Source organism: Streptomyces ficellus, assembly GCF_009739905.1.
Taxonomy (GTDB): domain Bacteria; phylum Actinomycetota; class Actinomycetes; order Streptomycetales; family Streptomycetaceae; genus Streptomyces; species Streptomyces ficellus_A.
Genome location: NZ_CP034279.1, coordinates 6,624,701 through 6,650,909, shown reverse-complemented (window position 1 = coordinate 6,650,909; position 26,209 = coordinate 6,624,701). Strand labels below are relative to the sequence as shown.

The following is a 26,209-nucleotide window of genomic DNA, read 5'->3' as shown; positions in this document are numbered from 1 at the left end:
GGGGCACGGTGATCGACGCCCACGGCCATGACGCACCATGCCCGGGCTGCCAGGGGGCAGCTCAGTAGTTCTGCCACTCGTGGCGCGTGTACTCCAGCACCGCCGGGTCCATCAGGGTGCTCGCCCGTACGTCCTGCCGGCGCCGGTCGACCGGGAAGACGGTGGCGGCCGCGAGGACGTCCTCGTCGAGGAAGCGCAGCGGCGGCGTACGAGCCGCCAGGCGCAGCGGCGGCGGAGCGCTGCCGGCGCCCGGTGAGGCGAGGACGAAGCCCCAGTTGCCGAAGCTCGGCACGTCGATCTGGTACGGGGTCGTCGCATAGCCGGCCTCACCGATGGTCGCGGCGATGGACCAGTACGACTTGGGCGCGAAGAACGGCGAACCACCCTGCACCATGACGCGGCCGTCCGGCGTCAGGACACGGCCCAGCAGGTGGTAGAACTCCACGCTGTAGAGCTTGGCCAGCGCGGCGGTGTCGGGGTCCGGGAAGTCGATGAGCACCGCGTCGTAGCGCCGGGTGGCGTCCCGCAGCCAGTTGAAGGCGTCGGCGTGGACGACGGTGACCCGGGGGTCGGAGAGCGCGTCGTCGTTGAGGGCGCGCAGCGGGGCGAAGTCGTGGGCGAGCCGGGTCATCGCCGGGTCGAGGTCGACCAGGGTCACCCGCTCGACGTCGTCGTACCGCAGCACCTCCCTCAGGGCGAGCGCGTCGCCGCCGCCCAGGATGAGCACCGATGACCGCTTGCCCGACAGGGCGGGGTGGACCAGCGCCTCGTGGTACCGGTACTCGTCCACGGAGGAGAACTGGAGGTCGCCGTTGAGGAACAGCCGGGTGTCCGGCTGCCCGGTGAACGCGGTGGACCGGGTGACGACGATGTCCTGATAGGGCGTGGTCTCGGCGTGGACGATCGGGTCGCGGTAGAGCTGCTGGCGTGCGGTGACCTCGATGTCGTCGGCCAGGACGTACACCGTGGCCAGGAGGCCGAGGACGGCGGCCGCGCCGGCCAGCAGGCCGTTGCGCACCACCCGGCGCGTCTCGCGCCGGAAGATCCACAGGACGACGACCACGCCGGCCACCGCGTTGACCGCGCCCACCACCAGCGCGCCCTTGAGCTGGCCGAAGGCCGGCAGGAGCAGCAGCGGGAAGCACAGCCCGCCGACCAGCGCCCCGACGTAGTCCGCGGCGAACATGTCGGCGACGGCGCTGCCGGCCTCCTGCCGCCGGATCCGCTGGAGCAGCGTCATCAGCAGCGGGATCTCGGCCCCGACGAGGAGGCCCACGACGAACGAGACGACCACCATGGCGGGCATGTAGAGGCGCAGCCAGGCGAACGCCACGTACAGGATGAGGACCGACAGGCCGCCGACGAGCGCGAGCAGGATCTCGACGAGGGCGAAGGCACCGACCGCGCGCCGCTGGAGCGGTTTGGCGGCCAGGGACCCGATGCCCATGGCGAAGACCATGACGGAGATGACCACGGAGGTCTGCATCACGGAGTTGCCGATGAGGTAACTGCCGAGCGCCGTCAGCGCCAGCTCGTAGACCAGGCCGCAGGCGGCGCAGACGAACACCGCGAGCAGCAGCAGGAACCGCGTGCCGCGCGGGTGGGCGGCCGGCTTCCCGGAGGTGCCGGACGGGGTGGTGCGGTCCAGGACGGTGGTGCTCACGCGGGGGTCACGAGACGGCGGCGCCGACCATGAAGGCCGTGCCGAGGTACATGGCCGCCTGGACCCAGGCGGCGGGGTGGGGGCTCGTGCCGTTGTCGTCGAGCACCGCGTGGCCCAGTCGTCCGGGCGTCAGCAGGCCGACGACGACGGAGATCAGCGTCATCACGACGACCCCCGCGAGGCCGTACAGGAGCGTGCTCAACAGGCCCTGCCCCAGGCCCTGTTCGGACTCGCTGGCCCGGATGGACTGCTCGATGACGAGGCCGATGGCGACCGTCTGGCCGGCGAGGAGGACGGCGGCGCCGCGGTTGCGCTCGGTCCACACCACGTGGACGAGCTTTCCGGGGGTGACGAGGTCGAGCGCGATGAAGCCGACCGCCATCACGACGAAGCCGACCATGCCGTAGAGCAGGGCGGTGCCTGCCGACTCGAAGATCTCTGCCACGGTATGCCTTTCGGGGACGTCGTCGAGGAGCTCGGACGGAAGGGGCGGGAGGAGCGGGAGGGGCGGTACGGGTGCCGGGCGGGCGGCGGTGGTGGTGTCCGGCGGGTCACTTGCCGGAGCCGGGACCGCCGCCGCGGAAGGACGCGCTGTTGGGGTCGGGCCACGAGCCGAGGTGCGTCCGCCAGCGGCTGTAGCCGGTGCGGTAGTCGTCGATCTCGATCAGGCTGCCCCGGCCGCCGGCGTGCGGGCTTATGGCGACGATGTCGTCGCGGTAGCGGAGGAAGGCCATCTTCCCGTCCGCGAGGCGGTCGACGGCCCGGGTGTTGTCGTGGATCTCGTCGGAGACCTTGGACACGGGGTCGGTGCGGTCGACGTATCCCGTGCCGCTGGAGGAGTACGCGCCCCGGATCCAGCTGCTGGGTACGGCGTTGCCGCCGTCGTCGTCATCGTCCGGGTCGCTGGAACAGGCGGCGAGCGCCACCGTCGCGAGGAGCGTCACGGTGATGCGTCGAGCGGTCTTCATCGGGCCTCCAGCCGGGTGTGCGTCGCCACGATCCGGCGGCTCTGCGGGTAGGTGTGCCAGGTGCGCCAGCTCAGCCCGGCGGTCTCCCGCTCCACGGTCAGGGCGGTGACCGCGTCCGGGGAGCCGGGGAACACTCCGTGCAGCGCCCGGGGGTGGTCCTCCGAGAGGTCCCGGATCCGGGCCACCCGGGCGCTGAACTCGCCGGGTGCGCAGGTGTGGACGCGGGCGGCGAAGGCGTAGTGCCAGCCGTCGAAGTCCCGGGTCTCGGTGTCCGGCAGGCCGCCCTCGACACCGGGCAGGCAGGCGACGGTCTCACCGACCGGGCCGGCGAACACCTGGTGGGAGGCGCCCAGCAGCCGGAGCTGCACGTCGAGGCCGCCGACGGTGAGGTCGCGGACGGCCAGTGCCTCGCGCGCGGGGCGCCCGAGCACGAACGACAGCTGATCGGCGTCCGTGTCCAGGTACGGGGCCGTCAGGGCTATGCCGCTCATGCGGCGCCACCCCTGGTGACGACACCGTTACCGGTGTGCTCGAACCTCAACGATGATCCCCCGACTGCGAAGTGCTTGAAGCGCGGCTGAGTATGGCACAGGCAAAGGCCGCGTCCGCCGGGGGGTGCGTCAGCCGGGGTCCCGGTCGGATCCCGGCCATACGTAGGGAAGGTCGGCCGGGACCCCGGTGAAGCGCTCGGCGTAGAAGCCGGGGTCCTTGCGCAGCAGCGCCGACTGGTGGCTGCGGTGGAAGCCGGGGTCGCCGAGCCAGGGCGGCACCTCGCCGAGCCGGGACAGCTCGTCCTGGCCGCGCACGGGTGCGCCGGGGCGGACGGTGTGGAAGCCGGCGAGCAGGGACGCCGCGCAGGTGTCCTTGTGGCCCAGGGCGGTCCACGCCCCGCAGACCTCCAGCCCGTAGCGGACCAGGGCCTCCTCGTAGCCGGTCCACATCCGCACGGCGGGGTGCCGCCGCCAGCCGTAGCCCGGCACGGTCAGCCCTCGCAGCACCTGAAGCGCCTCGACCCGCTGCTTGCCCAGGCGGCGGGGGTCGAGCACCTCGGCGCACGCCGAGAACCCGGAGAACGGCAGGAAGGTCTGCACCCTCCTGTGTCTACCGCCCCGGCCCCGCCGCCGCACGCGGAGCGGGGCCGACGGGCACGGGTGCGGGGGTGGGGACGTACGTTCGGGTGTTCTCCCGCGTGACGTGGACGGGGCGCGGCAGTTGAACCGGGCATGAAGAAGCGCAGCATGCTCGCCGTAGCGTCCCTCGTCACCGGTGCGGCGATCGCCGCCCTCAGCCCGGCGCCTCCCGCCGCCCACGCGGCCGCCCCTGACAGCCCGTCGAACAGCGCGGACGCGCTCGACTCCGTCGAGAGCGGGGACGAGCGCACCGAGGGGGACGAGGGGACGACCACGCACGCGTAGCGTGGCGTACGCGCCCCGGCTCGCGCACGGCCGCTCACCACTCCGGGTGGGCGGCCGGCGGCGTCCAGCGTCGGGTGCGGGACACCACGGAGGTGACTCCGTAGTCCTTCTTCAGGTGCTCCGGGACGGCGTAGTGCATGACGCGTCCACGGGTGAGCGAGCTGAGTTCCAGCACGGTGGTCAGGTGGCCCAGCCGGTCCAGTGCCCAGGCGCCCAGCGGTGAGCGGTCCTCGATGGTCTCCAGGACGTTCAGCAGGGCCGGAGCGGCCTTCACCACGGTGTCCCAGGAGGTGCGGGGCACCTGGAGCCAGTCGGCGCAGGTGTCGCCGACGAGGTACCGGATCAGGGCGGAGACGACCGGGTCGAAGAGGGTGCCGGGGACGACCTCCTCGTACAGGTCGATCAGCTGGCGGGTCAGATGGGCGCCCTCGTCGCTGGGGCCCATGTGCCGGACCATGTACAGGTCGGAGAAGCGGCGGGCGGCCTCCAGGTCGCGGGGGACGTGGTCCTGGTCGACGCCGAGCATCGCCCCGACCACCCGCCAGGCGTAGTAGTACGCCTCCGCTCCCTCGACGCTCATGTGGACGCCCAGCCGGTGCAGTGCGTCCAGGACCTGGATCGAGAACATCATCTGCCCGCCGATCATGTCCTCCTGACAGATCGGTGTGCCCAGCGCCGCGGTGTCCCAGCGGCCCTCGCGCCGGAGGTGGTACCGGATGGACGCGTGCAGCAGACGGACCTTCTGGGCGGCGGGGATGAAGCGGCTGCCCGCCTCGAAGGCGTCCGGCTGCATCAGGTACACGGTGAACTGGCCCGTCTCGGCCATCCGTTTGGAGGGGTACTTCAGCGAGTGGGTGGCCGACAGCAACCGCGCGACGTGCGGCACGACGTAGCAGGCCGGCATCGAGGCGAACGACAGCGCCGTGGAGATGTGGACGTTGTTGTCGATGAAGAACAGCCGCGCCTTCTCCATCTCGTCCCAGTCCACCCATGCCGGCGGAGCGGCGGTCGTGCGCAGGTACTCCCGGGCCACGTCAGGCAGGCCCTCGGGCAGTGGCTGCCCCGCGGTGGAGACGTACCGCATCAGGGTGTTGAACGTGCCCACCTCCCCGCGCTCGAACAGGGTGGCCACCGTGGCGTCCGCCAGTTCGTCACCCGCCAGGCGCAGGGCGTCCAGGGACTGCTCGGTGTAGGTCATCAGGGGGCTCCTCGTGCGGGCACGGACGGATGGGCGGTACGTGAGCGGTACGTGGGCGTCAGTGGCGGCGATCGGTGGCGGTCCGGGCGAGACCGGTCAGTGCCCGGGCGGCCTGCACCGGCAGGCCCGCCTGCGCCACGACCGCGGTGGCCGCGCGCACCCGGTCGGTGATCATCTCCTCGACGCGGTCCGGCGCGCCCGTCCGGCGCATGATCGCCCGGACGCGGTCCAGGTCCTCACCGGTCAGGTCGCGACGGCCCAGGAGCCTCGTCAGCTCGTCCCGCTCGGCGCCGTCGGCCGACCGCCAGGTCAGGGCGAGCAGGGCGGTGGGCCGGTGGGCGGCGATGTCGTCGGCGCAGGCCTTGCCGGTGTCCTCCGGCTCGCCGAACAACCCGAGCAGGTCGTCCCGCAGCTGGAAGGCCTCACCGAGGGGCAGGCCGTAGTCCGTGAAGACCTCGCGCAGGCCGGGTGGGGCACCGGCCAGGGCGCCACCGATGTGCAGGGGGTGCTCGACGGTGTACTTGGCCGTCTTGTAGCGGATCACCTTGAGGGACGCGGCCGTGTCCGGCCCGGCGCCGGTGCGCAGGATCTCCAGGCACTCCCCGGCCACGAGTTCCCTGGCCAGTACGTCCCACAGCGGGCGGGCCCGGGACAGGTAGGCGCCGGGCAGGCCGCAGGCCGTGAACATCTGCCCGGCCCACGAGATCAGCAGGTCGCCCACGAGCATGGCCAGGGAACGGGCCGCCTCCCCGGCGTCGTTCCGGCCCGGTACGGCCGCCCGGAGGGCGCGGTGGGCGGTCGGCACCCCGCGGCGCAGCGGGCTGTCGTCGATCAGGTCGTCGTGGACGACGGCCGCCGCGTGCACGAGCTCCATCGCGGCGGCGGCCCGCACCAGCGCGGGACTGTCGGGCTGCCCGGCCGCCCGCCACCCCCAGTAGCAGAACGTGGCCCGCAGCCGCTTGCCCCGGGCCGTGGCGACCCGCAACTGTTCGGCGACCGGCGCCAGGTCGGCGTCGATCGCCAGCAACCGGTCGACCTCGTCCTCGACGAAGCGGAGGACCTCCTCGTCGACCCGGTCCTTGAGCGCGTCGAGCGCGTCGCGCTCAGACATCGCCGTCACCGGCGCGGCGGGCGGCCGCACGCCGGGCCAGCACTTCCAGGTGCGCCGGGGGTACGACGGCGGCCCGGTCCATGACCAGTCGCCCCCGGGCCCTGAGCTGCTGCCGCGCCTCGGCCGCCAGCTCGGGCACGTCGGCGCGGGTGAGCAGTCCCCGTGCGGTCCGCGCCGCCGACGACAGGCCGCTGAAGGCCAGATCGGCGACGCCGGCCGCCAACTGCACCAACCCGTTGCCCGCGAGGCCCTCGTCCTGTCGCTTCCGGTACTCCACCGTGTCCCCCTGTCGGCCCGTGGTCCGTGCGGTTGGTCTCGTGGACACGGTGCCGGAATGCCGTCGGCGGCTCACCGAAGATCAACGAACGAGTGATCCGCTGGATGGGTGTCCACCGCCGGCCGGGAGGGCGGCGGGGCGCCGCGGGGCACCGTGCGGGATAATGACGCCATGCGGATCTCGGCCAGGGCGGACTATGCGGTGCGTGCCGCGCTGCTGCTCGCCGCCGGTGAGCGGGGCGGACCGCTGAAGGCCGAGGCCATCGCGGAGGCGCAGGAGATCCCGCACAAGTTCCTCGAGAGCATCCTCAACGACATGCGCCGGGGCGGGCTGGTCCTCAGCCAGCGGGGGGTCAACGGCGGTTACCGGCTGGCCAGGCCCGCGAGCGAGATCAGCGTCGCCGACGTGGTGCGCGCGGTGGACGGCCCGCTGGTGTCGGTGCGGGGCGTACGGCCGCCGGAGCTGTCCTACAGCGGCCCCGCCGAGTCGCTGCTCCCGTTGTGGATCGCGCTGCGCGCCAGCGTCCGGAGCATTCTCGAGGGTGTCTCGCTGGCGGACGTGGCGTCCGGCCGCCTCCCGGAGCTGGCGCACTCCCTGGCGGAGGACCCCGCCGCCTGGTCCAATCCCTGAGACACCGCCGCCACCGCCGCGAAGTGCGGCTTCTCACCTGACGAGACGTTTTTGACCATGATGTGAACACCCCCTTGCCTGCGGGGGCTTCGCCGAACCAGTATCCCTAGCAACCCGATAGGGAAACTAGGGAATAGGTGAGGTGGCCGTGAAGACGTTGATTCTGCTGGCACTTGCGGGGCTCGGCGCCCAACTGGTCGACGGGAGCCTGGGCATGGCCTACGGCGTCACCTCCACCTCCCTGCTGCTCGCCGTCGGCACGAACCCCGCCGCCGCCTCCGCCACCGTGCACCTCGCCGAGATCGGCACGACGCTCGCCTCGGGTGCGGCGCACTGGCGGTTCGGCAATGTGGACTGGCGCGTCGTCGCCAGGATCGGCATCCCGGGGGCCGTCGGGGCGTTCGCCGGGGCGACGTTCCTCTCGAACCTCTCCACCGAGGTCGCGGGGCCCGTCATGGCCCTGATCCTGCTGGGCCTCGGCGTCTACGTGCTGGGCCGGTTCACCTTCCTCGGCCTGCCCACCGGCAACCTGGGCAAGCCCCTGCGCAAGCGGTTCCTGTCCCCGCTCGGCGTGGTCGCTGGGTTCCTGGACGCCACCGGGGGCGGTGGCTGGGGCCCGGTCGGCACACCGGCGATCCTCGCCAGCGGGCGGCTGGAGCCGCGCAAGGTCATCGGCTCCATCGACACCAGCGAGTTCCTGGTGGCCGTCGCCGCGAGCGCCGGCTTCCTCGTCGGCCTCGGCTCCGAGGGGGTCAACGCCTCCTGGGCGGTCGCGCTGCTCGTCGGCGGGCTGATCGCCGCGCCCGTCGCCGCCTGGCTGGTACGCCATGTGCCGCCGCGCGTCCTCGGTTCGGCCGTGGGCGGCCTCATCGTCCTCACCAACGCCCGCACGCTGCTGCGCAGTGACTGGCTCGGTGCCGGCGACGCCACCCAGTGGACGGTCTACGCCGTCCTGTACGCGGTCTGGGCCGCCGCCCTCGCGCACTCCGTCAGGGAACACCGGCGCCAGTCCGCGGCACCGGCCGCGTCCGAGGCCGGTGTCCCCGGGCAGGACGGCGGCGCCCCACAGGGCGCCGACGCCCCCTCGACCCCCGTGAGCCGGTGAGGTCCGCCGTGCCCGGAACGACGACGGCCCCCGGCCCCGTCCCCTCGTCCACCTCCACCTCCATCGAGGGCGGGTGGGACGGCGGCACCCCGCCCGCCGAGGAGATCCGCGCCCTGCTCCGCACCGCTCGGGACGTCGCGGACGACCTCGCCGCCGACGCCGTGGCCCGCGACCGGGCCGGCCGGCCGCCCGCCGACGAGGCGGCCCGGCTGCGCGAGGCCGGGCTGCCGGGCCGCCTCGTCCCACCGGGGCGTACGCACGGTGTCGACTGGCGCACCGGGTGCGCCGTCGTACGGGAGACGGCCACCGCGGACAGTTCCCTCGGCGAGTTACTGGCCCGCCACTACGTGCACACGTGGAGCGGCCGCTTCTACGGGACGCCCCGGCGGGCCTCCGCCCTGGAACGGGACACCGCGCGCGAACAGTGGATCTGGGCGGGCGCGGTGGGCGCCGCCGGCGGTTTCGACGGGAGCGGCCCGGACCTCACCCTCACCCCGCTCGGCTCCGGGTACCTGCTGGACGGGCGGCTGGCGGTGGAGACCGCGGCGACCGTCGCGGACCAGTTCGTCGTGGACGCCGTCTGCGCGGTGACCGGTGATCTGCTGGTCGTGCGGGTGGCGCCCGGCCGGCCGGGGGTGTCCGTCGTCCCGGCCGGGGACCGGCTCGGCCAGCGGGTCGCCGGTGCGGGTGTCGTCACCTTCGAGCGGGTGACCGTCACGCCCGCGCAGGTGCTCGGACCGCGGCCGCACGACACGGAGTCCACCGCGCCCCACACCGCGCTGGCCGGCCCGGCGCTCCGGCTCGCCCTGTGCCACGTCGGCCTGGGCATCGCCGAGGGGGCCCTCGCCGAGGCGCGCGACACCAGCAGGAGCGGCCTGGCCGCCCGGCCCCTCCCCGCGGACCCCGACCTCCTCCTCGCGTACGGGGAGCTGGCGTCCGCCGCCCGGACCGCCGCGGTGGTGGTCGAACGGGCGACGGAGACGATGGCCGGGGCCCTGGAAGCGGGGCCGGACCTCGACGTGGACGAGCCCGCCGACGTCTCGGCGCTGGTGGCCACGGCCGAGACGGTCACCGCCAGGGCGGCGCTGCACATCACCACGCGGGTACTGGAGCTGGCCGACACGCCCGGCCTGGACCGGTTCTGGCGCAACGCCCGGGTGCTGACGGCGCATCACGCGGCGACCCACCGGCTGCGGGACATCGGCGAGCACTACCTCAATGGGACGCACCGCCCGGCGCCGGCGGGCCGCTGACGGCTCAGCCGGCCACAGCGGCCTCGCAGCCGGGGTGGCCCCAGCGCGTGCCGAGCTTGGCGATGGACTCGCCGGCGGCGTACGACCGGCCGCACGGGCAGGTTCCGCGGAACTTCGCCTTGATGGTGCGCGGACCGGAGCGCCTTCCCGTGCCCGGATCGCCGGCGCCCGTGGCCGACGCGGCGCCGGCCGGGCGCTTGCGGGCCCCGGTGCCCGATCGCGGGCGGGGCGCCGGGGCGCTGCGCTCCGGCGCGGGCACCGGGATCAGGGCGGCACCGTGCGCGGTGCCGGCTGCCTGCTGGGTGACGGCGGCGTCGCTGGCCGCCTGGTCGGCGATGGCGTTCAGCGGGTCGCCGTCCACGCGGTGGGCGGGCACGTACCGGAACTCGACGTCCCGGTCCGCCAGCAGGGCGTCGATGCCCCGCACCAGCTCCTGGTTGGCGACGGGCTTGCCCGCCGCCGTCCTCCAGCCGTTGCGCTTCCAGTTCGGCAGCCACTGCGTCACAGCCTTCATGGCGTACTGGGAGTCCATGCGCACCTCGACGGAGGTCCCGGGCGCCACCGCCTCCAGCAGCCGGTGCAGCGCGGTGAGTTCACCGACGTTGTTGGTGGCGCGGCCCAGCGGACCGGCCTCCCAGCGCTCGGGCCGGCCGGCCGCGTCGGCGATGACCCACGCCCAGCCCGCCGGGCCGGGATTTCCCTTGGCCGCCCCGTCACAGGCGGCGATGATGCGATCGGACATCCCTCGATCATGCCCTACCCGGCCGGGGTGGCCGGAACGCCCCCGCACCCGTACGCGCCGGGACGCGGTGTCCGCGCCGTGCCGGGCCCCCCGGTGCGGAATCATGGGCTCCGCGCCGGCTCCGGTGCTCCGGACGGCCACGTCCGGACGGGCCGGCCCGCCGTCAGCGGGAGGGCAGTTGAACGCCAGTGGGACGGGCCGGACCGGTGGTGCGACGGCCGACGACACGACACGCGCGGACCTCTCCGACGGGCGGCCGCCGGGCGCCGGGGTGCTGTCCCGCCGCGGGTTCCTCGCCGGCGCCGGGTCTGCGGCGGGAGCCGCCCTGGTGCCGCCGGCGGCGGCCGCGGCTGTGGCGGCCCGGGAGCAGGTCGTTTCCCTGCGCTTCTCGGAGGCCACGAACGGGGCGGCCGACCTCGCGCCGTCCGGCGACCGGCTGATCGCCGAGGTCCAGCACGTGCTGTGGTCGTTCCCCCGCGCCGGAGGGGCCGCCGTCGCGCTCGCACCGGCCGTCCTGGAACCCCACCGCCCCGTCCACTCCCCCGACGGCTCCCTGGTCGCGTTCTGCGCCTACCGGGGCGGCGGGTTCCACCTGTGGACCATGCGGCCCGACGGCTCGGAGCTGCGCCGGCGCACCGGCGGGCCCTGGGACGACCGGGGCCCCGCCTGGTCGCCCGACGGGACGCGGCTCGCCTTCGCCTCCGAGCGCGGCGGCGACGCCGTGTCCGGTGCCCCGTACCGCATCTGGGTGCTCCACCTGCGCAGCGGCGCGCTCAGCGCCGTCAGCGGACTGCCGGGGCAGGCGGGGCCGTTGCAGGAGGGCCGCTGGGAGGACTTCGACCCGGTGTGGTCGCCGGACGGCGGGCGGATCCTGTGCGTACGGGCGGCCGTGCGGAGCGCCGGCTCCGGGACGTCACTCGACGCCCGGACGGTGGTGTCCGTGCCGGCCGACGGTGCCGGTCCGGTGAGCGTCGTCCACACCGAGACCACCGCCGCCCAGGTGCTGGCGCCCGCGCCGTCGCCGGACGGGAAGCGGCTCGCCCACCTGCGGGTCACCCCGGCGCCCCACGGCGGGTGCGCGCTGGTCGTGGACGGCGAGCCGGTGGCCGTCGCCGGGGACGTCGCCGCCGTACCGCCGCGCTGGACCGCCGACGGCGCGCTGCTGCTCACCGTCGACGGCCGGTTCACGCTCGTACGGCCCGGGGAGCCCCGTGCCGCGGAGACGATCCCCTTCGAGGGGACCGTGCGGGTGCGCCGCCCGCGGTACCGGACCAAGGCGCACGACTTCGAGGGCGGCCGGACGCGTCCCGTGCGGGGCATCCACCTGCCCGCGCTGTCGCCCGACGGGCGCCGGATCGCCTTCGCCGCGCTCGACTCGCTGTGGCTGGCCGCGACGGAGGGCGGGCGTCCCCCGCGCCGGCTGGTGCGCGCGGGGCCGACGCGCTACCTCCTCGGGCCGGCGTGGGCGCCCGACGGGGCGTCGCTGGTGTACGCGGACGACGGCGACGGCCTGCTCGGGGTGTACCGCCACGACCTCGCCACGGGCGCGCGCACGACGCTGGCGACCGGCGGCCGCGTCCACCCGGCCCTCTCCCCCGACGGCGGCCGGCTCGCGTGCCTGGACCTGGCGGGGCGCCTCCTCGTGAAGGACCTGGCCACCGGTACCGAACGCGTGCTGGCGGCCCCGCTGGCCGGTGGCGGCCTGCCGGGCCGGCCCAGCTGGTCCCCGGACGGCCGCTTCCTCGCCCTGTGCGACCGCAACCGGCTGAACCAGCGCTTCCGCGAGGGCTACAACCTCGTCCGCGTCGTGGACGCCTCGACCGGTGCCGGCCGGCTGCACGCGGTCGCCCCGCACACCTCCGTCTCCGACCGGTACGGTTCCGGTCCCGTGTGGTCGCCCGACGGCCGGTGGATGGCGCTGATCGTCGAGTCGGCCCTGTGCCTGCTGCCCGTCGCGCCGGACGGCACACCGACGGGCCCCCCGCGCACGCTCACCACCGAGCCGGCCGACCACCCGTCGTGGTCGGGCGACTCCCGGACGCTGCTCCATCTGTCGGGCGCCCGGCTGCGGTTGACCGCCGTCGACGGCGGCGGCACGCGTACCGTGCGGGTCCCGCTGGACTACCGGCGGGCGGGGGCCGCCGACACCGTGGTGCGCGCCGGCCGGTTCTGGGACGGCACGGGCGACGAGTCGTCGGTGCGGGAGGACGTCGACGTCGTCGTGCGTGGCGGGCGCGTCGCGGCGGTGGAACCGCACTGGTCCGGCCGTGACCGGTCGGCGGCGCGGCGGGTCGACGCCTCGGACCGGACGGTGCTTCCCGGCCTGTGGGACGCCCACAGCCACCCCTGGCAGTACACGTACGGCGGCCGGCAGACCGCGTGCCAGCTGGCCTACGGCGTCACGACGGCCGTGTCGCTCGGCGGGTTCGCCCACGAGCAGGCCCGCATCAGGGAGGCGGCCGACGCCGGGCTGCTGGCCGGCCCGCGGCTGCTGAGCTGCGGCGAGCTGCTGGACGGCTCCCGGGTGGCCTACAGCATGGGCCGGGCGCACCGCACGCGCGCGGGGCTGCGCCGGTCCCTGGAGCGGGGTGCCGCGCTCGACTGGGACGTGGTCAAGACGTACGTGAGGGCGCCGGGCTGGGTGATGGAGGAGGCGGCGCGGTTCGCCCACGAGCGGCTCGGGGTGCGCGTGGGCAGTCACTTCTGCTCGCCGGGGCTCCAGACCGGACAGGACATGACCAGTCACCTGTCGGCGACGCAGCGCGGGGAGTCCGGACACGCGGTGACCGCGACGGGCCGGGCCTACCAGGACCTGCGGGAGCTGTACACGGCCGCCGGCACCGACTTCACCCTGATCGCCACGCCGTTCCCGGCGATGTGGCTGGTGGGCGCGGACCCCGGGCTCGCCCGGGACGACCGGGTCGTGTCGGTCATGCCGCCGTGGGACTCCGCGCTGGTACGGGAGCTGGCCGCGCTGCCGCCGGGCGAGGCCCGGCTGGCGGCGCTGCGCACGGAGACGGAGGTGTACCGGCGGGTCCTCGCGGCGGGCGGACTGGTGGCGCTGGGGACGGACGCGCCGATCGTGCCGGTGGGCCTGTCGCTGCACCTGAACCTGCGGGCCCTGCACCTGGGCGGCCTGTCGCCGGCCGAGGCCCTCGCGACGGCCACGCGGCTGCCCGCGCGGGCGTTCGCCCTGGACCGGGACCTGGGCACCCTGGAGGTGGGCCGGGTCGCGGACCTCGTGGTGGTGGACGGCGACCCGTTCACGGACTTCGACGCGCTGGTGCGCACGGTGTCGGTGCTCAAGGGCGGGGTGCCGTACGAGAGGGCCGCGCTCGTCGGGGCGTTCGCCGCACCGGAGGTCCGGTCGCGCGGGGACCGGACCGGGCCGGCCGGGCAGGACTGGGCGGCCGTCGGCCGCGCCCTGCGCGGGGACGGGTGCTGTGCGCCCGGCCCGGACCTCGGGTGACGGCCGGCCGGTCCGGGCGTCAGTCCGCGGCGTCCTGCGGGTACCAGCGCAGTTCGACCGTGTTGCCGTCGGGGTCCTTCACATAGACGGACTGGGCGCAGCCCCGGGCTCCGAAGCGGCTGACCGGCCCCTCCACGACGTCGAACGTGCCCGAGTCGATGACCTCCTGCCAGTCCAGGGGGTCGACGACCAGGCAGATGTGGTCGACGTTCGACTCGCCGCGGGCGCGGGCGAACAGGTCGATGATCATCGTCGGGGTGACCCGCACGGACGGGAACGGCACCTTGCCCGCCCGCCACTCCTCGACCCGTACCGGCTCCAGGCCGAGCGGCCCGCAGTAGAACTCCAGTGACCGCTCCACGTCTTCGACATTGAGCACCACATGGTCGAAATCCTTGACCCTCATCAGGGCCTCCCCCTTCGTCGGTCCCGCACCGGTCCGGTCCGTCCCGGACCGAGCGCCACGGTACAACGCGGTGGGGACGCGGGCCCGCACGGCCGCGGCGGGCGCAAACAAGCCAACGGCGGGGGTGGCCCTGTCGGGGCGGGGCGGGTGCCCCTACGCTGAGGAACGCGATCGGTTCGCGTCACCGCTTGCGGGTGGCGCGTCGCAAGAGGGAACCCGGTGGGAATCCGGGACTGTCCCGCAGCGGTGAGTGGGAACGAACGCCGTCAACGAGCACTGGACCCCATCCAGCGGTCCGGGAAGCGACGGCCAGTAGGTGACTGCCGGAACCCGGCAGCAGGCGCCCACGAGTCCGAAGACCTGCCGGTCGCGCGCGTGCGGTACGGCACGCGCTGTTCGCGGTGGCCTCGAGGGCTGGGTCAGCGGTGTACGCGGTCCGACGCGCGGGTGCGCGGCGGACGCGCTTCGCCCGTGCGCTCCCCCGGGGTCGAGACGACGAGGGAGGAAGCGCGTTCGTGCCCCCGAGACATCCCATCCGGGCGGGCCGCCGGCTCGTTCGCAGACGGCCGTGACCGGCGTCCCCGCCCCGCCGCACCCCCCGTCCTCCGTTCCCGCCCGCCCGGGGCGCGTCTCGGCCGGGGTGTGCCACGGCACGCTGGGCGAGCTGTACCAGGGCCCCCTGCGGCACGGGGCGGGGGAACGGGACATCGCCATCGTCTCGTTCCCGGTGGAGCTGCACTCCTGGGTGTACTTCACGCCCGGGGAGGACACCCCGGCCGGCCCTCGGGACGCGCCGCCGCTCGGGGAGAAGGCCCGGGCGGCCGCCGGACTGTTCCTGGACCGGTTCGGGCTGGTGCTGCCGCCCGGCCGGCTGAGCGCCCATTCCGATCTGCGCGTGGGGGTGGGGATGGCGAGTTCGACCGCGGACGTCGTCGCCACGCTGCGCTGCCTGTTCCGCGTCTTCTCCCTGCCGTACGACCCCGCCGCGGTCACCGCGATCCTGTCGTCGATCGAGCGGGCCGACAGTGTGTTCCTCGACGAGTTCGCGCTGTACCTCAGCGCCCGCCACCGGGTGGTGCGCCGGCTGGGGCGGTCGGTGGGTTTCCACACGGCCTACGTCACGGAGCCGGGGACGGTGGACACCTCCGCCGTCACACCTCTGCTGCTGCGCCACTACCGGCGCAGGGCGGAGGAGTACGGGCGCTGTCTGACGGACCTGCTGAAGGGGTTCTCGGCGGCCGATCCGGCGGCCGTCGCCCGGGCGGCGACGGACAGTGCCGTGCTGTCGCAGGAGGTGCTGCCGAAGCGGACGTTCGAGGCCCTGCTCGCGCATCGCGGGGAGTTCGGGGCGGACGGTGTCTTCGTCGCCCACACCGGCTCCCTGGCCGGCTTCCTCTTCACGCGCCGCCCCGACCCGTTCGTCAAGGACGACGTGTCGGCGTTCTTCCGTTCGCTCGGCCACCAGTGTTCGTTCGCCCAAGGAGGATACGGGTGATACACCCCCACATCGCCGACGCCCTCAAGAGGCCGGACCTCGTCCGGCTGTCGGAGGGCATGGTCCTGATCCGGTTCGAGTCGATGAAGGTCTACTCCGCCCTCGCCGCCGTCGGGAACCTGCTCGACCGGGGCGTGATCCGGCCGGGGCAGACCCTGGTCGACAGCTCCAGCGGCATCTACGCCCACGCCCTGGCGCTGGCCTGCCACCGCTACGGCCTGCGCTGCCACATCGTCGCGTCGACCACGGTCGACGCGACCACCCTGGCGCAACTGGAGGTCCTCGGCGCGACCGTCGAGCAGGTCAGGCCGTCGCGGAACCTCAAGCTGGACCAGGAGTTACGGGTGCGGCGGGTGCGGGAGCTCCTCGCCGAGCGGCCCGACGTCCACTGGATGCGCCAATACCACGACGACGTCCACTACCTGGGCTACCGGGAGGTCGCCGACCAGCTCGCGGCGGCGGCGCCGGACCGGCCGCTCACGGTCGTCGGCGGCGTCGGGTCCGGGGCCTCCACGGGCGGGATCGTGCAACACCTGCGCCGCCGCGACCCGGACGTGCGGCTGGTGGGCGTCCAGCCGTTCGGCAGCGTCACGTTCGGCAGCCAGGACCACCACGATCCCGAGGCGATCATCGCGGGCATCGGCTCGTCGATCGTGTTCGACAACGTGCGCCACCACCTCTACGACGCGGTGCACTGGATGGACTTCACCCACGCCCTGTCCGGCACGGTCGCCCTGCTGCGCGACCACGCCGTCTTCGCGGGCCTGTCGACGGGCGCCGCCTACCTGACCGCCACGCACGAGACGCGGCGCCATCCGGACCGGCTCCATCTGGTGATCGGCGCCGACACGGGCCACCGGTACGTCGAGCAGGTGCACGCCCGGCACGCGCAGGCCCTGGACCCGGCCGCGCTGAAGCCCGTCGAGGTGGACAGTCCCGAGGCGATGTCCATGCCCTGGTCCGTCATGGCGTGGAACCGCACGCCCTGCCCGGCGCACTGGAAGGAGGCCGCCGCATGACCGTGGTGTGCCTGGAAGCCCTGACGTTCGGACTCGGCCACCTGGTGCGCGCGGCGGACGCGCTGGGCGAGCGGCTGCGGCTGCTGACCCGCGACCCGGCGTACTACGCCCACGAGCTGGAGCGCCTGCCCGCCGGCGCCCTCGACGTCGTGACGACCGAGACGTTCGACACCGAGCGGGTGGCCGGACAGCTCGACGCCACGCCCGGCCTGCGCGGTCTGATCAGCTCCACGGACACCTGGACCCTCGTCGGGGCGGAGCTGACCGCCCGCTTCGGCCTGCCGGGGCTCGAACCGGGCGTGCTGCGGCTGACGCGCGACAAGGCCGCCGTGCGCGACCGGCTGCACCGGGCGGGCCTGTCCCGGGCGGGCGCCGTGGAGGCGGACGGCGGGCGGGGGCACGGTAGGGCGGGCCTGGGCGCCCTGGTCCTGAAGGAGGTGGGGCTGCCGGCCGTCCTCAAGGACACCGCCGGTACCGGCAGCCAGAACGTCTGGCTGGTCAGGGACGAGCGGGAGCTGGAGCACGCCCTGGAGGAGGCCGCGGCGCGGCGCCTGACGGGCCGGCTCTTCGCGGAGCCGTACTTCACCGGGCCGGTCTACAGTGCCGAGACCCTCACCTGGGCGGGGCGGACCCGGCTGCTGGGTGTCTCCAGCCGGCAGATGTCCCCCGAGCCGCACTTCCGCGAGGAGGTGACCGCGTTCCCGGTGGCGTTCGGCGAGGCGCGGCGGGCGGCGCTGGAGGGCTGGCTGGGCGAGGTCCTCGCCGCCATCGGCTACACCGACCGGTTCGCCCACGTCGAGTTCGCGCTGACCACCGCCGGGCCGGAGGTGGTGGAGGTCAACCCGCGCATCGGTGGCGCCCTGGTCGGCGAGGGCATGTGCCGGGCGCTCGGGGTCAACGTGTACACGGCGATGGTGGAATGCGCGCTGGGCCGGCGGCCCGCCCTGATGGACGCGCGCCTGCCGGGCGGGCCGGCCGTCGCGTTCGTCCTCGGCTACCCGCGGGAGCCGGGGACGTTCACCGGCGTCGAGGGGCTCGACCGGCTGGCGGACATGCCCGGCGCGCCCGCCTGGTACCCGGTCAAGCGGGTCGGTGACCGGATCGAGCACCTCGGGGACAGCCGCGGGTACGCGGGCATCGTCTACGCGGAGGGGGAGACCGCCGAACTGGCCACGCACTGCGCGGTGGCGGCGGCGAACGCCGTCCGGGTCCTGACCGGTCCGGTCGCGGCCGCACCGGAGGACCGGGACGTCACCGGGCCTGTCGGGGCCGCACGGGACAGCCGGGGCCCCGGTGGCTGAACCGTCCAGGGGCGCGGGGGGCTTGCGGGCCGCGTTGTCGACGCCGGCCGGCCCGCCGCGCTTCCTGCTGCTCAGTTCGTTCCTCATCCCGCTCGGCAGTTTCATGGTGCTGCCGTTCATGTCGGTGTTCCTGCACGAGCGGCTGGGGATGGGGCTCGGCACGGTCGGTGTGGTCCTGGCGGTGGCGTCGCTGGTGCAGTTCTCGGGCGGGGTCCTCGGTGGTGCGCTGGCCGACCGGATCGGTCTGCGGCGCACGATGCTGTGGGCCCTGGCGGTCCGCACGGCCGGGTTCGGGTGCTTCCTGGCGTGCCTCGTGTGGCCGCCGGTCGCGGTCGTGGCGCTGGTGCTGACGTGCTGCGGCGCCGCGCTCTACCTGCCGGCGAACAAGGCGTACCTGGTGCACGGCGTGGACGAGGAGCGGCGCCCGGTGTTCCTGTCGGCGGGGAACGCGGCGCTCAACGCGGGCATGGCGCTGGGTCCGCTGGTGGCCGGGCCGTTCGTCCTGTCGTCGCCCGGCCCGCTCTTCCTGGTCGTCGTGGTGCTGTTCGCCGTGGTGACGGCGGGGCACGCGCGGCTGCCGGCCGCCGGGGGCGACGGCGTCCCGGCCGCGGGTGCGGCCCGTCAGGGACTGCTGTCCGGGGTGGCGGCGCTGCCGTTCGCGGCCAACGCGCTGGCGTTCTACCTGTACTTCCACTTCCAGCACTTCCTGGCGGTGTACGCCGTGCGGCGGGCGTCGGCGGAGTTCTACAGCGTGGTGCTGCTGCTCTGCTTCGTCCTGGTGATCGTGGTGCAGCCGCTCGCGTCCGGGCTGATCCGCCGGATGCCGTACGCCCTCGCCCTGGCGGCCGGGTTCACCGGGCTCGCCGCGGGGCTCGCGGTGCTGGCGATCGGTACCCGGCCGGCGCTGCTGGCGGGCGGGGCGCTGATCACCCTCGGGGACATCGTCCTGTTCCTGAAGAACGACCTGGAGGCGCTGCGCCGCAGTCCGCGCTCGGACGCGGTGGTCTTCGGCCAGCAGCGGCTGGCCGCGGGGCTCGGGGCGTGTGCCGCCGGCGTGCTGGGCGGGCAGGTGTACGGCCTCGGCGAACGGTCCGGGCACACCGGCTGGTTCTGGCTGCTGGCCGCCGCGCAGTGCCTGCTGCTGCCTCCGCTCCTGCTCACCCTGCGCGGCAGGACCGCCGCGCCCGGCTCCGCCGGCGACGACACGGAAGGAACGACGGCTCCTCATGACGCACACGGGCGGGTTCCAGGACGATGAGTTCTGGACCGAGTTCTACGACTTCCTCTTCTCCGTACAGCGTCACGCGCAGGCGGAGTCGCTCCTCGACACGTCGCCGCTGCTCGCGTTCCCGCCCGGGGCCCGCGTCCTGGACCTGGCGTGCGGCCCGGGGGTGTTCACCGTGCCGCTCGCCCGGCGCGGCTTCCGCGTGACCGGCGTGGACCTGAGCCCGGCCATGCTGGACCGGGCGCGGAAGGCCGCGGCCGACACGGGGGTGTCACCGGAGTACGTCCGGGCCGACGCCCGGGAGTTCACGCGGGCGGGCGCCTTCGACGTGGTGCTGAACATGTTCACCTCCTTCGGCTACTTCGAGGACCCGGCCGACAACGCCCGCGTGCTGCGTGCCATGCGCACGTGTCTCGCCCCGGGCGGCACGCTGGTCCTGGACCTGGCCGGGAAGGAGCTGCTGGCGCGGAAGGTCGAACCGCCGAAGGTCGTCCGGCGCGGCGAGGACCTCCTGGTGCAGACGGACACCGTGCTGGACGACTGGGCGCGGCTGCGCAGCGACTGGGTGCTGGTGCGGGGCGACCGGGTGACGCGGGCGAGCCTGGTGTGGTTCGTCTACAGCGCGGTGGAGCTGCGCGCGATGGCCGAGGAGGCCGGGTTCGGCCGGGTGGAGGTGTTCGGCGGGTTCGACGGCCGGCCCTACGACCAGGACGCCGAACGGCTCGTCCTGCGGGCGGTCCGTGACGCATGACACCACCCCGGGGGCGCACGGCGGTGATCGTGCGCCCTTTCACCCCTTCCCCATATGAACGTAATATCGCCAGGTCATCACCGCGATGGGAGCCAGGAAGCCGGTGCGAGTCCGGCACGGTCCCGCCACTGTGACCAGGACCGCCCCCCATCGACACGCCGCCGCGCTCGCGCGCGGGGCGCGGGGAGGGCGCCCCGGGAGTCAGGACACTGTCCCGTCGCGGGCCCGATCCGAGGAGCGCGGACTCCCCAGGAGGCTTTACGTGTACGACGGCACGCCCCGTCCTGTCTCACCCCCCTCTGTTCCCCGCCGCCGTGCCCTGCGCACCGCGGCCGCCCTCCTCGCCCTGAGCACCGCCCTGGTGGCCGGCTGCTCCGCGGGCGGGGACGGGAAGGGCGCGGCGAAGTCCGCGCCGGCGCCGGCCAAGGGCTTCCCGGTCACCATCGACAACTGCGGTGTCCGCACGACGTACGACGCGCCCCCCGCCCGGGTGGTCACCATCCACCAGCACCCCGCCGAGCTGATGCTGTCCCTCGGTCTGAGGGACCGCATGGTCGGCACCGCGTTCCCCGACTCGGCGGTCCTGCCGCAGCTGCGGAAGGACTTCGGGGCCGTACCCGAACTGGCCAAGAAGGAACCGTCCTTCGAGAAGGTCCTCGACGCCGAACCCGACTTCGTCTACGGCGGCTACGGCAGCGCGTTCGCCGAGGACGAGGGCCGGTCCCGGAAGGCGTTCGCGGACGCCGGCATCGACACGTACCTGAACCGCGAGTACTGCGGCAAGAAGCAGGTGTCGATGAAGGACACCTACGACGAGATCCGCACGATCGGTTCCCTGTTCGGGGTGGCGGAGCGGGCCGACCGGCTGGTGGCCGACCTGCGGGGCCGCGTCGACCGGGCGACCGCGGCGGTGAAGGGCGCGCCCGCGGTACCGGTGTTCGTCTACGACAGCGGCGACAAGGCCGCGTTCACCGCCGGCGGCAAGAGCCTGGGCACCGAGATCATCCGGCTCGCGGGCGGACGCAACGTCTTCGACGACCTCGACGAGGTGTTCGGCGACGTGTCGTGGGAACAGGTCGTCGCGCGCAAGCCCGAGGTCATCGCCATCTACGACTACGCGGGCGCCGGCAGCGTCGAGCAGAAGAAGAGGTTCCTGCTCTCGCAGCCCGCCCTCGCGGACGTGCCGGCCGTGAGGAACAAGCGGTTCGTCGTCCTGCCGCTGACCGCGACCCTGGTGGGCGTCCGCCCGCCGCACGCGGTCGAGGACCTGGCGCGCGCCCTGCACCCCGAGAAGTTCCGGTGACGGGCGCGGCGCCCGCCAGTCCGCCGACCGCTCCCGCCTCCCGCCCCGCCGCTCCCGGCCCCGCCCGGAAGGACGGGGGCGCGGCGGGGTCCCGCCGGGCGCCCTTCGTCACGGCCCTGGGAATCCTCGGCGTCCTGCTCCTGGTGTCCATGACCGCGGGCATGGCCATCGGCTCGGTCGCCGCGCCGCCCGGCGAGGTGTGGGGCATCGTGACGCACGCGCTGGGCGCCGACTGGTCGGAGCCGGTCTGGTCACGGGCGCGCGAGACGATCGTCCTGGACGTGCGGGCGCCGCGCGTCCTGCTCGGGGCGGTGACCGGCGCGGGGCTCGCCGTGGTGGGCACCGCCATGCAGGCCCTGGTGCGCAACCCGCTCGCGGAGCCGTACCTGCTGGGTGTGTCGTCCGGTGCCTCCCTGGGCGCGGTCGCGGTGATCGTCTTCGGGGTGAGCGTGTTCGGGCCCCTGTCGCTGTCGGTCGCCGCGTTCATCGGGGCGCTGGTGACGCTCCTGCTCGTCTACATGACCGCGCGGACGGGCGGGCGGATCACGTCGGTGCGCCTGGTGCTGTCCGGTGTGGCGTTCGCCGCCGTGCTCACGGCGGTGATGGACATGCTGCTGCTGACCAGCGACCGCGGCAACGAGGCACGGGCGGTCCTCGCCTGGACGCTCGGCGGGCTCGGCGGTGTGCAGTGGGGCACCCTGTGGCTGCCCGGCGCCGCCGTGCTGCTCGGGGTGGGCGTCCTGCTCGTCCAGGCCCGGAACCTGAACCTGCTGCTGGCGGGCGAGGAGGCCGCCACGACGATGGGGCTGGACGTGGCGCGTTTCCGGGCCCGGATGTTCGTCCTGCTGTCCCTGGTGACCGGTGTGCTGGTCGCGGCCGCCGGGCCGATCGGATTCGTGGGGCTGATCATGCCGCACATCGTCCGGCTGTTCGTGGGCGGCGACCACCGGCGGGTGCTGCCGACGGCCGCGCTCGCCGGGGCGGTGTTCCTGATCTGGGCCGACGTCGCCGCGCGTACGGTCGCCGCGCCCATGGAGATACCCGTCGGCGTCCTGACCGCCCTGTGCGGCGGGCCGTTCTTCCTGTGGCTGATGCGCAGGGACGCCCGGCGGAACCCGGACGGAGGAGTGGGATGACCGCGACCGAGCTCGTGATCGAGGGCGTCACGCTCAGCGCCGGCGCCCGCCGTCTCGTCCGGGACGTCTCCCTGACCGCCCGCCCCGGCGAGGTGATCGGGCTGGTCGGTCCCAACGGCAGCGGCAAGTCCAGCCTCCTGCGCGCCGTCTACCGGGTCCTGCGCCCCGACACCGGGCAGGTCCGCGTCGACGGCGCCGACGCCTGGGCGCTGCCCCCGCGCCGGCTGGCCCGGACCCTGGCCGCCGTGGTGCAGGAGACGGGCGCCGACTTCGACCTGACGGTGCGGGAGGTCGTCGCCATGGGCCGTACCCCGCACAAGCGGCTCCTCGACGGCGACACCGCAAAGGACGCCCGGCTGATCTCCCGGGCCCTGGAGGCGGTGGACGCCGCCGGGCTCGCCGACCGCGCCTTCGACCGGCTCTCCGGGGGCGAGCGCCAGCGCGTGCTGATCGCCCGCGCCCTCAGCCAGCAACCGTCGCTGCTGGTGCTGGACGAGCCGACCAACCACCTTGACGTACGGCACCAGCTGGAGGTCCTCGGCCACCTGCGGGCGCTGCCCGCGACCGTGCTGGTGGCGCTGCACGACCTCAACCTCGCCGCGTACTACTGCGACCGGTTGTACGTCCTGCGGGACGGCGCGGTCACGGCCTCCGGCCCGCCGGGCGAGGTGCTCACCCCGCTGCTGCTGGCCGAGGTGTACGGGGTGGCGGCCGAGGTGTCGGTCCATCCGCGCACCGGCGCGCCCCAGGTCACCTTCCTGCCCGGTGGGACGGCCGGGGCGGTCGTGGCAGGGGCGGATCACTCCGGCTCGTGATGGTGGGGTGTCGTGGCGGGCGGCGCGGCGGGCCGGGGCCTGCCGCCGTCGTGCCCGGACAGCACCACCGCGAGGAGTCCCACGACCACCGCGACGGCGGCGAGCCGCCCGGCGGCCCGGGCCGTCCAGCCCGCGACGGCCGCGCCCCGCCCGCCGCCGGGCGCGCCCAGCCGCTCGGACCGCCGGGCGGGCCGGACCAGGCGCAGCACGAGCAGGACGGCCACGGGCAGCTGGAGCAGCCACAGCGCGGTGCGCGGCCACTCGCCGTACCAGACGTTGGTGCCGTACAGCAGCGTGTGCCAGACGCTCAGGACGTACACGAGGATCACGAACCGGTGCACCCGCCGCCAGGTGCCGGCGCCAATGCGGTGCCGGACGTAGAACAGCAGCCCGAGCGGGACGGCGAGGTAGAGGGCGCCCTGGCCGAGGGGGATGGCAAGCCTGCCGGTGCCCGAGTCGTACCAGCCGGGTACGAAGGTGTCGGCGAACGCGGACCACAGCCGTGACGCCCAGGGCAGCGCGACCTCGTACCGCACCAGCTCGGCCGCGAACATCAGGGCGTGCGCGAACATCAGGGCCATGGTGGTGAGGCTCGTGGTGCGGTGCCAGCGCTCCAGACGGGGGCGGGACACCGGGAGGCGTCCGGGTCCCGGCCCGGACAGCAGCAGGCCGAGCATGACGGTGCCATACGCCCACAACAGGCCGGACCAGCCGAAGGCCTGGCTGAGCAGGTACATCCAGAAGGTGTCGGGGTCGTCCATGAACGGCATGACCGCGACGGTCGCCGATGCGCCGGACCGCATCCGGACGTACAGGAACACGAACACGGCGAGGGTGACCCCCACGGCGGCCGCGGCGTCGGGCAGCGCGGCCCGCAGGTCCGTACGCAGGTCCGCACGCGGCCGTACCCGTCCGCCCGGGCGCTCCTCCACCGCTGCCACGGGACGCGCGTCCTCGTGATCCGGCGTCACTTCCCGCTGCATGCACGGCCTTTCGGGTTGCGCTCACCGGCGTGCTCACCGGTGACACCAGTGTGACGTGCGGGGCGGCCGGTGCCGAGACGGCATTCGGCCAGTCGTCACGCCGGCCCGGGGACACGGTCAGCGACACGCCCGCGCGGGCGGCGGGGCGGGGCACGGGTGAGTGCTACTACAGGTCGATGGACAAGGGTGAAGGGCACACGGACGTCCCGGCCGCCGGGCAGCAGGTCCCCCGGCACAGGATGCTCGCACTGACCGACGGCGTCGTCGCCATCGCCATGACGCTGCTGGTCCTGGACATCCAACTGCCCGACGACCTGAGCGGGACCGCGCTGCGCAGGGCCCTCGACGACGTGCAGTCCCAGGTGGGCGCCTTCCTGCTGAGCGCCGTGGTGATCGCGATGTTCTGGCGCGCCCACCACGCCACGCTGCGGACCGCGGAGTGGCTCGACACGCGCCTGTTCTGGCTGAACGTGGTCTTCCTGGTGCTGGTGTCCCTGATGCCGTTCCCCACCCGCGTCCTGGAGGACTACGCCCACCTTCCGGTGGGGCCGGGACTGTACGGGGCCGTCATCGGCCTGGGCGCGCTGGTGCTGTACGCGATGCAGGTGCACATCGCCCGCACGCCGCCCTACCGGACCGACCTGCGCCCGCCGCTGCCCGCGCAGGCGTTCGTGTTCCTGCTCTCGGTGGCCATCGCCCCGTTCTCGCCGCAGGCGGCCATCTACAGCTGGGTGGCCTCCGTACCGCTGTCCGTCCTCGCCCACCGGCACGCCGCCCGGCCCCGCGACGGTGCGCCGCGCCGCACCTGAGCCCGGCCGCACCTGACGTCGGCCGCACCGGGCGGAACGCGTGGTGGGGGCCGCCTTCCGGGGTACACGCCCCTCCACGCGACCGCCACGGCGGGCGCCTGCGCGTCGCGGCGGGAGCGGGAGCGGGAGCGGGACAATGGTGGAGGGGAACGCGGTGGAAGGAGACCGGGTCGTGGACGAGTCGGAGTCGGAGAAGGATCTGCTGGCCGGGCTCAGCGTGGACGACAGCCGGCCGGAACGGCCCCTCCTCTACGACGGGGACGGCCGGCCGATCCGCACCTGGCAGGAGAACTACCCGTACACGCGCAAGGTGCGCCGGGCGGAGTACGAGCGGGTCAAGCGCACCCTCCAGATCGAGCTGCTGAAGCTCCAGCGCTGGGTCAGGGAGACGGACACCCGGCTGGTCGTGATCTGCGAGGGCCGGGACGCCGCGGGGAAGGGCGGGACGATCCAGCGGTTCACCGAGCGGCTCAACCCGCGCGGCGCCCGGGTCGTCGCCCTGGACAAGCCGTCCGCCAGGGAAGCCGGGCAGTGGTACTTCCAGCGCTACGTCGCCCACCTCCCCGGCCCCGGCGAGATCGTGTTCTTCGACCGGTCCTGGTACAACCGCGCCGGCGTCGAGAAGGTGATGGGCTTCTGCACGGACGAGGAGTACGAGCTGTTCCTGAAGCAGTGCCCCGCCTTCGAGCGGATGCTGGTGGAGGACGGCATCCACCTCGTGAAGTTCTGGTTCTCCGTCTCCCGTGCCGAGCAGCGCACCCGGTTCGCCATCCGCCAGGTCGATCCGGTACGCCAGTGGAAGCTGTCGCCCACCGACCTCGCCTCCCTCGACCTGTGGGACGCCTACACCGAGGCCAAGGTCGCCATGTTCCGCGCCACCGACACCCACGAGGCCCCGTGGACGGTGGTCAAGAGCAACGACAAGCGGCGGGCGCGGCTGGAGGCGATGCGGCACCTCCTCACCCGCATGGACTACGCGAAGAAGGACCCGGCCGTCGTCGGCACCCCCGACCCGTTGATCGTCGGCGCCGCCGACACGCTCCTGGAGCCCGGGGAGGAGGAGTCCGCACTCTCCCCCACACCGCTCGTCCACGACCCCACCGGACCGGGCCAGCACCCGCCCGCTTCCTGACCA

General features: G+C 74.2%; 26 protein-coding genes and 2 riboswitches. Of the genes, 15 read left to right on the top strand and 11 right to left on the bottom strand.

The features are described from left to right. Positions 1-61: 61 nt before the first annotated feature. From EIZ62_RS29925 to EIZ62_RS29905, 5 genes are all read right to left on the bottom strand, one after another. Complete coding sequence (locus tag EIZ62_RS29925; protein WP_156695787.1) at positions 62-1,663, bottom strand: polyamine aminopropyltransferase; 1,602 nt, start codon at positions 1,661-1,663, stop codon at positions 62-64. A 7-nt stretch (positions 1,664-1,670) separates the two neighbouring features. Next, the gene (locus EIZ62_RS29920; protein ID WP_156695786.1) at positions 1,671-2,108 is read right to left on the bottom strand and encodes a DUF350 domain-containing protein; all 438 of its coding nucleotides are present in this window, start codon (positions 2,106-2,108) and stop codon (positions 1,671-1,673) included. 106 nt (positions 2,109-2,214) lie between these two features. Beyond that, on the bottom strand, positions 2,215-2,631 hold the full coding sequence (locus EIZ62_RS29915; protein ID WP_156695785.1) for a DUF4247 domain-containing protein: 417 nt from the start codon (positions 2,629-2,631) through the stop codon (positions 2,215-2,217). Continuing rightward, positions 2,628-3,122 carry a DUF2617 family protein gene (locus EIZ62_RS29910; protein ID WP_156695784.1) on the bottom strand — a complete coding sequence of 165 codons (495 nt, stop codon included), beginning with the start codon at positions 3,120-3,122 and terminating at the stop codon, positions 2,628-2,630. The genes EIZ62_RS29915 and EIZ62_RS29910 overlap by 4 nt, the downstream gene beginning before the upstream one ends. 129 nt (positions 3,123-3,251) lie before the next feature. Beyond that, positions 3,252-3,722 carry an MSMEG_6728 family protein gene (locus EIZ62_RS29905; RefSeq protein ID WP_156695783.1) on the bottom strand — a complete coding sequence of 157 codons (471 nt, stop codon included), beginning with the start codon at positions 3,720-3,722 and terminating at the stop codon, positions 3,252-3,254. A 132-nt stretch (positions 3,723-3,854) separates the two neighbouring features. On the opposite strand from EIZ62_RS29905, the gene EIZ62_RS29900 reads away from it, so the two are divergent. Beyond that, a complete protein-coding gene (locus tag EIZ62_RS29900) occupies positions 3,855-4,046 on the top strand; it encodes a hypothetical protein (RefSeq protein ID WP_156695782.1) in 192 nt (63 codons plus the stop codon). A 34-nt stretch (positions 4,047-4,080) separates the two neighbouring features. Here the strand turns inward: EIZ62_RS29900 and EIZ62_RS29895 are convergent, their stop codons facing one another. The 3 genes from EIZ62_RS29895 to EIZ62_RS29885 are packed head-to-tail and all read right to left on the bottom strand — an operon-like array spanning position 4,081 to position 6,632. Continuing rightward, the gene (locus EIZ62_RS29895; protein ID WP_156695781.1) at positions 4,081-5,244 is read right to left on the bottom strand and encodes an oxygenase MpaB family protein; all 1,164 of its coding nucleotides are present in this window, start codon (positions 5,242-5,244) and stop codon (positions 4,081-4,083) included. A 58-nt stretch (positions 5,245-5,302) separates the two neighbouring features. After that, positions 5,303-6,355 carry a polyprenyl synthetase family protein gene (locus tag EIZ62_RS29890; RefSeq protein WP_156695780.1) on the bottom strand — a complete coding sequence of 351 codons (1,053 nt, stop codon included), beginning with the start codon at positions 6,353-6,355 and terminating at the stop codon, positions 5,303-5,305. Further along, on the bottom strand, positions 6,348-6,632 hold the full coding sequence (locus EIZ62_RS29885) for a polyprenyl synthetase (RefSeq protein ID WP_208828098.1): 285 nt from the start codon (positions 6,630-6,632) through the stop codon (positions 6,348-6,350). The genes EIZ62_RS29890 and EIZ62_RS29885 overlap by 8 nt, the downstream gene beginning before the upstream one ends. Before the next feature lie 171 nt (positions 6,633-6,803). Here EIZ62_RS29885 and EIZ62_RS29880 point away from each other — a divergent pair, with 171 nt between their 5' ends. From EIZ62_RS29880 to EIZ62_RS29870, 3 genes are all read left to right on the top strand, one after another. Then, on the top strand, positions 6,804-7,262 hold the full coding sequence (locus EIZ62_RS29880) for an RrF2 family transcriptional regulator (protein WP_156695779.1): 459 nt from the start codon (positions 6,804-6,806) through the stop codon (positions 7,260-7,262). Between the two features lie 148 nt (positions 7,263-7,410). Further along, positions 7,411-8,367: a sulfite exporter TauE/SafE family protein gene (locus tag EIZ62_RS29875; protein WP_156695778.1), complete on the top strand. Its 957-nt coding sequence runs from the start codon at positions 7,411-7,413 to the stop codon at positions 8,365-8,367. An 8-nt stretch (positions 8,368-8,375) separates the two neighbouring features. Further along, positions 8,376-9,620, top strand: a complete 1,245-nt coding sequence (locus tag EIZ62_RS29870) for an acyl-CoA dehydrogenase family protein (protein WP_244376025.1) — start codon at positions 8,376-8,378, stop codon at positions 9,618-9,620. Positions 9,621-9,624: 4 nt separating this feature from the next. Here the strand turns inward: EIZ62_RS29870 and EIZ62_RS29865 are convergent, their stop codons facing one another. Then, on the bottom strand, positions 9,625-10,362 hold the full coding sequence (locus tag EIZ62_RS29865) for a ribonuclease H family protein (protein WP_156695777.1): 738 nt from the start codon (positions 10,360-10,362) through the stop codon (positions 9,625-9,627). Positions 10,363-10,540: 178 nt separating this feature from the next. Between EIZ62_RS29865 and EIZ62_RS29860 the strand changes: the two genes are divergently transcribed. Next, entirely contained in the window at positions 10,541-13,831 is a 3,291-nt protein-coding gene (locus EIZ62_RS29860) for an amidohydrolase family protein (protein WP_483030213.1), read from the top strand. Between the two features lie 19 nt (positions 13,832-13,850). Here EIZ62_RS29860 and EIZ62_RS29855 read toward each other — a convergent pair whose 3' ends face one another. Next, positions 13,851-14,237, bottom strand: coding sequence for a VOC family protein (locus tag EIZ62_RS29855; RefSeq protein ID WP_156695775.1), 387 nt, complete (start codon positions 14,235-14,237; stop codon positions 13,851-13,853). A gap of 155 nt (positions 14,238-14,392) precedes the next feature. Continuing rightward, positions 14,393-14,619, top strand: a riboswitch (cobalamin riboswitch). 186 nt (positions 14,620-14,805) lie between these two features. On the opposite strand from EIZ62_RS29855, the gene EIZ62_RS29850 reads away from it, so the two are divergent. From EIZ62_RS29850 to EIZ62_RS29815, 8 genes are all read left to right on the top strand, one after another. Next, positions 14,806-15,732: a GHMP family kinase ATP-binding protein gene (locus tag EIZ62_RS29850; protein WP_156695774.1), complete on the top strand. Its 927-nt coding sequence runs from the start codon at positions 14,806-14,808 to the stop codon at positions 15,730-15,732. Beyond that, on the top strand, positions 15,729-16,751 hold the full coding sequence (locus EIZ62_RS29845) for a cysteine synthase family protein (RefSeq protein ID WP_156695773.1): 1,023 nt from the start codon (positions 15,729-15,731) through the stop codon (positions 16,749-16,751). Before EIZ62_RS29850 ends, EIZ62_RS29845 begins: the two co-directional genes overlap by 4 nt. Beyond that, a complete protein-coding gene (locus EIZ62_RS29840; RefSeq protein ID WP_156695772.1) occupies positions 16,748-18,052 on the top strand; it encodes an ATP-grasp domain-containing protein in 1,305 nt (434 codons plus the stop codon). Before EIZ62_RS29845 ends, EIZ62_RS29840 begins: the two co-directional genes overlap by 4 nt. Continuing rightward, positions 18,045-19,310 (top strand): MFS transporter, encoded by a 1,266-nt coding sequence (locus tag EIZ62_RS29835; RefSeq protein ID WP_156695771.1) that lies wholly within the window; start codon positions 18,045-18,047, stop codon positions 19,308-19,310. The genes EIZ62_RS29840 and EIZ62_RS29835 overlap by 8 nt, the downstream gene beginning before the upstream one ends. Continuing rightward, positions 19,279-20,028, top strand: a complete 750-nt coding sequence (locus tag EIZ62_RS29830; RefSeq protein ID WP_156695770.1) for a class I SAM-dependent methyltransferase — start codon at positions 19,279-19,281, stop codon at positions 20,026-20,028. The genes EIZ62_RS29835 and EIZ62_RS29830 overlap by 32 nt, the downstream gene beginning before the upstream one ends. Positions 20,029-20,082: 54 nt before the next feature. After that, positions 20,083-20,260: riboswitch (cobalamin riboswitch) on the top strand. Positions 20,261-20,290: 30 nt separating this feature from the next. After that, positions 20,291-21,331 (top strand): ABC transporter substrate-binding protein, encoded by a 1,041-nt coding sequence (locus tag EIZ62_RS29825; RefSeq protein WP_156695769.1) that lies wholly within the window; start codon positions 20,291-20,293, stop codon positions 21,329-21,331. Then, a complete protein-coding gene (locus EIZ62_RS29820; RefSeq protein ID WP_244376023.1) occupies positions 21,328-22,467 on the top strand; it encodes a FecCD family ABC transporter permease in 1,140 nt (379 codons plus the stop codon). The genes EIZ62_RS29825 and EIZ62_RS29820 overlap by 4 nt, the downstream gene beginning before the upstream one ends. After that, entirely contained in the window at positions 22,464-23,282 is an 819-nt protein-coding gene (locus EIZ62_RS29815) for an ABC transporter ATP-binding protein (protein ID WP_156695768.1), read from the top strand. Before EIZ62_RS29820 ends, EIZ62_RS29815 begins: the two co-directional genes overlap by 4 nt. Here EIZ62_RS29815 and EIZ62_RS29810 read toward each other — a convergent pair. Then, positions 23,267-24,265, bottom strand: a complete 999-nt coding sequence (locus tag EIZ62_RS29810) for a ferric reductase-like transmembrane domain-containing protein (RefSeq protein ID WP_156695767.1) — start codon at positions 24,263-24,265, stop codon at positions 23,267-23,269. The two genes, EIZ62_RS29815 and EIZ62_RS29810, sit on opposite strands and share 16 nt — an antisense overlap. Before the next feature lie 176 nt (positions 24,266-24,441). Here EIZ62_RS29810 and EIZ62_RS29805 point away from each other — a divergent pair, with 176 nt between their 5' ends. Further along, a complete protein-coding gene (locus EIZ62_RS29805; protein WP_167536440.1) occupies positions 24,442-25,074 on the top strand; it encodes a TMEM175 family protein in 633 nt (210 codons plus the stop codon). A 136-nt stretch (positions 25,075-25,210) separates the two neighbouring features. Beyond that, a complete protein-coding gene (gene ppk2, locus EIZ62_RS29800) occupies positions 25,211-26,206 on the top strand; it encodes a polyphosphate kinase 2 (protein WP_156695765.1) in 996 nt (331 codons plus the stop codon). Positions 26,207-26,209: the final 3 nt, after the last annotated feature.

What these genes read in the sequence shown, in the direction of transcription:
- EIZ62_RS29915 (WP_156695785.1), bottom strand. Translation starts at nt 2,631, where the DNA reads ATGAAGACCGCTCGACGCATCACCGTGACGCTCCTCGCGACGGTGGCG.
- EIZ62_RS29910 (WP_156695784.1), bottom strand. Translation starts at nt 3,122, where the DNA reads ATGAGCGGCATAGCCCTGACGGCCCCGTACCTGGACACGGACGCCGAT.
- EIZ62_RS29900 (WP_156695782.1), top strand. Translation starts at nt 3,855, where the DNA reads ATGAAGAAGCGCAGCATGCTCGCCGTAGCGTCCCTCGTCACCGGTGCG.
- EIZ62_RS29895 (WP_156695781.1), bottom strand. Translation starts at nt 5,244, where the DNA reads ATGACCTACACCGAGCAGTCCCTGGACGCCCTGCGCCTGGCGGGTGAC.
- EIZ62_RS29890 (WP_156695780.1), bottom strand. Translation starts at nt 6,355, where the DNA reads ATGTCTGAGCGCGACGCGCTCGACGCGCTCAAGGACCGGGTCGACGAG.
- EIZ62_RS29880 (WP_156695779.1), top strand. Translation starts at nt 6,804, where the DNA reads ATGCGGATCTCGGCCAGGGCGGACTATGCGGTGCGTGCCGCGCTGCTG.
- EIZ62_RS29865 (WP_156695777.1), bottom strand. Translation starts at nt 10,362, where the DNA reads ATGTCCGATCGCATCATCGCCGCCTGTGACGGGGCGGCCAAGGGAAAT.
- EIZ62_RS29855 (WP_156695775.1), bottom strand. Translation starts at nt 14,237, where the DNA reads ATGAGGGTCAAGGATTTCGACCATGTGGTGCTCAATGTCGAAGACGTG.
- EIZ62_RS29840 (WP_156695772.1), top strand. Translation starts at nt 16,748, where the DNA reads ATGACCGTGGTGTGCCTGGAAGCCCTGACGTTCGGACTCGGCCACCTG.
- EIZ62_RS29830 (WP_156695770.1), top strand. Translation starts at nt 19,279, where the DNA reads ATGACGCACACGGGCGGGTTCCAGGACGATGAGTTCTGGACCGAGTTC.
- EIZ62_RS29815 (WP_156695768.1), top strand. Translation starts at nt 22,464, where the DNA reads ATGACCGCGACCGAGCTCGTGATCGAGGGCGTCACGCTCAGCGCCGGC.
- EIZ62_RS29810 (WP_156695767.1), bottom strand. Translation starts at nt 24,265, where the DNA reads ATGCAGCGGGAAGTGACGCCGGATCACGAGGACGCGCGTCCCGTGGCA.
- EIZ62_RS29805 (WP_167536440.1), top strand. Translation starts at nt 24,442, where the DNA reads ATGGACAAGGGTGAAGGGCACACGGACGTCCCGGCCGCCGGGCAGCAG.
- ppk2 (WP_156695765.1), top strand. Translation starts at nt 25,211, where the DNA reads ATGGTGGAGGGGAACGCGGTGGAAGGAGACCGGGTCGTGGACGAGTCG.